The following is a 6,000-nucleotide window of genomic DNA, read 5'->3' on the forward strand; positions in this document are numbered from 1 at the left end:
CATTCACCCCCACTTTTCCCTTCCATGCCCTCGGAACCTCCCTCTCCGCCCGCCCTGACCTGCGAAGTTCCGCCACCTCCAGAGGTCCTCCTCCGCCCCGCCCCAGGACCACCACCGGTCACACAATGTGCCGGGCCTGTGGACAAACTCCCGGCCACGTTGCGTCATGGGATGGTGAAGGCTGCTAACTCCCGGGGCGCGGCCCCCGGTACCCCGCCCCGCACGCGCATCCTGATCGTCGGCGGCGGCTACGTCGGCATGTACACGGCGCTTCGGCTCCAGCGAAAGCTCAGAGCGGGAGAAGCCGAGGTCACGGTGGTCACGCCCGAGCCGTACATGACCTATCAGCCCTTCCTCCCGGAAGCGGCAGCGGGCGCGATCTCCCCGCGTCACGTCGTGGTCCCCCTGCGCCGCGTCCTCGGCAAGTGCCGCATCGTCATCGGACAGGCCACGAGCATCGACCACGCCAGACGGACCGCGACCGTCAACACCCTCGCCACCGCCGACGAGGGCGTCGGCCCCATCGAGATCGAGTACGACGAGCTCGTCCTCGCCCCCGGCTCCGTCTCCCGCACCCTCCCCGTGCCCGGCCTCGCCGACTACGGCATCGGCTTCAAGACCGTGGAAGAGGCCATCGGCCTGCGCAATCACGTCATCGAGCAAATGGACATCGCCTCCTCCACCCGAGACCCCGCCATCCGCGACGCCGCCCTCACCTTCGTCTTCGTCGGCGGCGGCTTCGCGGGCGTCGAAGCCCTCGGCGAGCTGGAGGACATGGCCCGGTACGCGGCGCGGTACTACCACAACATCAAGCCCGAGGACATGAAGTGGGTCCTCGTCGAGGCCAGCGACCGCATCCTCCCCGAGGTCGGCCTCGAGATGGGCGTCTACACGGTCCGCGAACTGCGCAGCCGCAACATCGACGTCCGTCTGGAGACCCGGCTCGAATCCTGCGAGGGCCGCGTCGCCGTCCTCAGCGACGGCGCCCGCTTCCCCACCCGCACCATCGTCTGGACCGCCGGCGTCAAACCCCACCCGGTCCTGGCCGCGACCGACCTCCCCAAGAACGAACGCGGCCGTCTCGTCTGCACCTCCTTCCTCACCGTCGAAGGAGTCGAGCACGCCTGGGCCGCGGGCGACGCCGCCGCCGTCCCCGACATCACCGCCCCGCCGGACGCCGAGGGCCCCCGCCGCGAGTGCGCCCCCAACGCCCAGCACGCCGTCCGCCAGGCCAAGGTCCTCGCCGACAACCTCCTCGCCGCCTTGCGCGGCGAGGTCCTGACCGAATACGCCCACAAATACGCCGGCTCGGTCGCCTCCCTCGGCCTCCACAAGGGCGTCGCCCACATCTACGGACGCAAGCTGAAGCGCTACCCGGCCTGGTTCATGCACCGCGCATACCACCTCAGCCGCGTCCCGAGCTTCAACCGGAAAATGCGCGTACTTGCCGAATGGACCCTCTCCGGCCTCTTCAAGCGTGAGATCGTCTCCCTTGGCTCACTCGAACACCCCAGGGCAGAATTCGAACTGGCCGCAGGCGGCGGCCCCAAGTCACCTCCCCCGCCCCTCGCCCCCAACCCCCCGAAGAACGGCCAGGGCTGACGTTGTCAGTGCGGTCGGCCACACTGGACGTGTGACCATAGGTGTGCTCACACCTGCACAGAGTGACAGCGTCCCGTCAGCGACCGCCCACGAGCGACACAGCGACCACTCGCGACACCACGAGGCTTGAACGCAGTGAACTTCACGCGCTGGAGCGCCCGGTTCCCCGGAACACAGCGCCGCGCCGCCGCCCGGACCGAACACGCCGCAGCCCAGGCCAAGCGGGGCGAAGGCGCGGTCCCGGCAGCCCGCGGCGGCCGCCCCGACCCCGGAGCGGAGCGGTCCGCGTCCGCCACCGACGGCCACCCGGCGGACCCCACGGTCTCCGGCACAGGAACGGCGACCGGGACGGCCAAGGGCAGCACCGGACCGGGCACCGGCACGACCCCGGCCCGGCGGACCGGCGCCCTCACCGCCGTGCCCTCCCTCGACGAGCTCCCCGCCCGCGAGGTCCTCGCCCGGCTCCCCGCCCTGGTCGCCCTCGTCCACGGCCCCGAACACCGCGTCGCCTACGTCAACGACGCCTACACCGCGGGCTTCGGCACCCGCGTCCCCGGCGCCCCCGCCCACGAGGCCCTCCCCGAACTCGGAGAGCTCGGCCTCCTCCCGCTCCTCGACCAAGTCCAGCGCAGCGGCAAGCCCCGCACCGCCAAGAACCGCTCCGCACCGGGCGGCGGCAACTCGTACACCGTCACCTGCACGCCCGTCGAGTTCCCCCGCACCGGGACGGAGACCGGGAGCGTGCCCGAATCGGAAGCCCACGACAGCGGCGTCATGATCCACCTCGCCGACGTCACGGACCACGCCGAGGCCGTCGAGCGCCTGCGCGCCAGCGAACGCCGCCAGCGCGAAGCCGCCGTCACCCTCCAGCGCTCCCTGCTCCCGCAGGAGCTGGAACAGCCCGACGACCTGCGCATCGCCGCCACCTACCAGCCCGGCGGCACCGAGGCCGCCGTCGGCGGCGACTGGTACGACGTCATCACCCTCGGCGCCGGACGCACCGCCCTCGTCATCGGCGACGTCATGGGCCGCGGCGTCCGCGCCGCCGCCGTCATGGGCCAGCTGCGCACCGCCGTCCGCGCCTACGCCCGTCTCGACCTGCCCCCGCACGAGGTGCTCCAGCTCCTCGACGGACTCGCCGCCGAGATCGACGCGAGCCAGATCGCCACCTGCGTGTACGCCGTCCACGACCCCAGTGAGGGCCGGCTCGCGTATGCCTCCGCCGGACACCTCCCGATCCTCGTCCGCGACGAGCACGGCACCGTGCGCAGAGCCGCAGACCCCACCGGCCCGCCGCTCGGCACCGGCGGCTGGCTGCACACCTCCGGCACCATCCCGCTCGGCCCCGGCTCCACCGCGGTCCTCTACACCGACGGCCTGGTCGAACGCCGCGGAGAGGACATCGACGAGGGCGTCGCCGCGCTCGAACGCGCTCTCGCCGGAGCCCAGGGCACCCCCACCGTCATCTGCGACCGCCTCATGCGCGCCCTCGGGGTGGACGCCGACCACGACGACGACGTCGCCGTGATGGTGCTCCAGCAGCCCGCGCGCAACGGCGCGGACGCCGAGCTCTTCCACAACGCCGCCCTGGAACTCCTGGGCGGCATCGAGGCAGCCCCGCGCGCCCGGGCCTTCGCCCAAGGAGTCCTCGCCTCCTGGCGCTTCCCCGTCGAGCTGTGCGACCTCGGGGTCCTCGCGGCGAGCGAACTCGTCGCGAACTCCCTCCAGCACGGCACCCCGCCCATGCACCTCCGGCTGCGCCGTACCGACCGCCGGCTGATCATCGAGGTCACCGACGGCGACGACCACCTCCCGCGCCGCCGCCGCGCCGAACCAGCCGACGAGACCGGCCGCGGCATCTCGATCGTCGCGACCATCGCCTCCTCCTGGGGCTCCCGCCGCACCCCGGGCGGCGGCAAAGCCGTCTGGTGCGAGTTCGCCCTGCCGGACAAGTAGCCCGAGCGCCCGGACACGCCGAAGGCCCGGGTCCGCGCGGACCCGGGCCTTTCGCCTGCGCACCTACCGCCGCGCCTCCGCGTGCACGGGCTGCGCGGACTCCTTCACCGCGGCGGCCGGACCGCCCTGCGCGACGATCCTGCTCGCCAGCACGGGGTTGTCCTGCATCGGCGTGAGGCCCTTGCCCAGTCGCAGCGCCAGGCCGGCGATCCCGAGCGACACGAGTACGAAGACCGCGATGTACAGCATCGGAACACCCGCACCCAGCGGCACCCCGAGCGGCCCCAAAGCCAGCGCCATCTGCTTGACCAGCGCGAACGCCGAGTTGTACTGCCCCACCGAGCCCTCGGGCGCCAAGTCGGCGACCAGCGGGGCCAGCGTCGGCGACAGCATGGCCTCACCGATACCGAAGAGCGCGTACGTGGTGATGAACGCGGCGGCGGCCATCATCGCGCTGCCATGTCCCAGCCCCGAGAACCCGGCGATCAGCCATGCCCCCGTCCAGATCAGCCCGACGAGCGCGATCACCCGCGACCGGCGGCGCTTCTCGACCAGCTTCAGCACGACGAACTGCGCGAGGACGATCGCACCGGTGTTGGCGGCCAGGGCGAAACCGAGTGTGGAGGGGGAGATCCCGGCTGCCTCCGTACCGAAGGCGGCGAGACCCGACTCGAACTGCCCGTAGCAGGCGAAGAACACCACGAAGCCCAGCACGCACAGCTGCACCATGGTCTTGTGGCGCAGCAGCCGCTTCCAACCGCTGCCACCGGCCTGTGCCGGGTCCTTCGGCACGGCGTCCTTGATGGCCGGCACCTGCGGCAGCCGCACGGTGGCGACGACGCCCGCCAGCACCAGGAACATCACGGCCTCGATACCGAACAGCAGGGTGAAGCTCCCCGGCCGGCTCTCGTCGACGATCTGACCGCCGAGGAGACCGCCGATGCCGAGCCCCAGGTTCTGCATGAAGAACTGGAGGGCGAAGGCACGGGTACGGGTGGACGGCGTGGAACACCACACGATCATCGTGGCCAGGGCCGGCTGCATCACGGCCTGACCGGCGCCGAGGGCCAGCGCGGACAGCAGGATGGGCACGACTCCCGTGGCGAGGCCGAGCGCGAGCGCACCCGCCGAGGCGGCCACGGCCGCACCCATGACCACGGGCACCGGACCACGTCGGTCGATGATCCGACCGGTGAAGGGCAGCGCGACAAGGGCGCCCAGGGCGAAGGCCACGAATGCGCTCGTGGCCGCCATGGAGCCCAGACCTCGCACCTGCGCCACGTAGATGTAGAGGAACGGAACCGTGAAGCCGATGCCGAACGCCGTCAGCGCGTTCCCGGCCTGGATCCGCCGCATCGCGGCGCCCATCACCTTGGTCACTTCTCACCTGCCTTGATAACTGAAGACTGAAGACTTCATACCTAAAGTTCGATCCTTAATAGTACACACCGAAGGAGTTAGACGCCAACGCGTTCGTGCCATACTTCGATGCATGGGTGACACCCCCGACGGCACGACGTCCGTCCCCGAGCCGAGCCTCGACGAGCAGATCGCCGTCTACCAGCGCGAGTTCCAGGACCTCGACCCGCAGGTCGAGAAGGTCGTCTCGGCGCTGAGCCGCCTGAACCGCCGCATGAACGTCGCGTACGGGCGCCAGACCGCCGCCCTGGGCATCAGCAACGCGGAGTGGGAGGTCCTCAAGGCTCTGGTCATCTCCGGCGCTCCCTACCGGATGGGCCCGAGCGAGCTCGCGAAGCAGTTGGGTCTCACGCCGGCGGCGATGACCCACCGGATCGACCGCATGACGGCGGAGGGCCTGGTCACCCGCGAGCGGGACGAGTCCAACCGGGTCCGCGTGATCGTTGAGCTGACCGACGAGGGCCGCAGTAAGTGGCTGGACGCGATGCGGGCGGCCACCATCTTCGAGGAGGACCTCCTTCAGGACCTCTCGACGGCGGAGCGCGGTGTGCTGGGCGACATGCTCGCGCGCCTGCTCGACCGGGTGGAGGACCTCCAGTCACCCAGCTGACCGTGCGGGTTGACACGGGCTCGGCGGGTCCGTAAGGTTCTTCGAGTTGCCCCGGAGTCGGAAGGTTTCGGAAACAACGAATCCGCCGCCTCGTTGCGGTACTCAACTCAGCAGGATCTCCCACCGGGAACGATTTCGGCATGTCCGAATTCATTTCCGAGACGCGATTATGAATCGCCGGGGATATCCACTAGAGTTTGGGAGTCGGAAGGGCCCAACAGCCCGGAAGGCAAACCCCGCTGACTGGGAGTCAGGCCCGAAAGAGTCTGATAGAGTCGGAAACGCAAGACAGCAGAACGAAAGCCCGGAGGAAAGCCACAGCGAGTGTCGCTGGGGTGAGTACAAAGGAAGCGTCCGTTCCTTGAGAACTCAACAGCGTGCCAAAAATCAACGCCAGAAGTTGATACCCCGTC

4 protein-coding genes are annotated in these 6,000 nt (G+C 70.2%); 3 read left to right on the top strand and 1 reads right to left on the bottom strand.

Annotated elements, in window-relative coordinates; genetic code table 11:
- Nucleotides 1-171: 171 nt before the first annotated feature.
- Both ACFW2G_RS25475 and ACFW2G_RS25480 read left to right on the top strand, forming a co-directional pair.
- Complete coding sequence (locus tag ACFW2G_RS25475) at nucleotides 172-1,602, top strand: NAD(P)/FAD-dependent oxidoreductase (protein WP_384585490.1); 1,431 nt, start codon at nucleotides 172-174, stop codon at nucleotides 1,600-1,602.
- 135 nt (nucleotides 1,603-1,737) lie between these two features.
- Nucleotides 1,738-3,558, top strand: a complete 1,821-nt coding sequence (locus ACFW2G_RS25480) for a SpoIIE family protein phosphatase (protein WP_384585499.1) — start codon at nucleotides 1,738-1,740, stop codon at nucleotides 3,556-3,558.
- Between the two features lie 63 nt (nucleotides 3,559-3,621).
- Here ACFW2G_RS25480 and ACFW2G_RS25485 read toward each other — a convergent pair whose 3' ends face one another.
- Nucleotides 3,622-4,926, bottom strand: coding sequence for an MFS transporter (locus ACFW2G_RS25485; RefSeq protein WP_384445852.1), 1,305 nt, complete (start codon nucleotides 4,924-4,926; stop codon nucleotides 3,622-3,624).
- A gap of 124 nt (nucleotides 4,927-5,050) precedes the next feature.
- Between ACFW2G_RS25485 and ACFW2G_RS25490 the strand changes: the two genes are divergently transcribed.
- A complete protein-coding gene (locus ACFW2G_RS25490) occupies nucleotides 5,051-5,587 on the top strand; it encodes a MarR family winged helix-turn-helix transcriptional regulator (RefSeq protein WP_384445628.1) in 537 nt (178 codons plus the stop codon).
- The last annotated feature ends 413 nt before the right edge of the window (nucleotides 5,588-6,000 follow it).

Origin of the sequence: Streptomyces sp. NPDC058880, from assembly GCF_042742535.1 — a bacterium.
Lineage (GTDB): Bacteria > Actinomycetota > Actinomycetes > Streptomycetales > Streptomycetaceae > Streptomyces.

Coding starts and splice junctions, on each gene's coding strand:
- ACFW2G_RS25485 (WP_384445852.1), bottom strand. CDS start 4,926: ATGGGCGCCGCGATGCGGCGGATCCAGGCCGGGAACGCGCTGACGGCG.
- ACFW2G_RS25475 (WP_384585490.1), top strand. CDS start 172: ATGGTGAAGGCTGCTAACTCCCGGGGCGCGGCCCCCGGTACCCCGCCC.
- ACFW2G_RS25490 (WP_384445628.1), top strand. CDS start 5,051: ATGGGTGACACCCCCGACGGCACGACGTCCGTCCCCGAGCCGAGCCTC.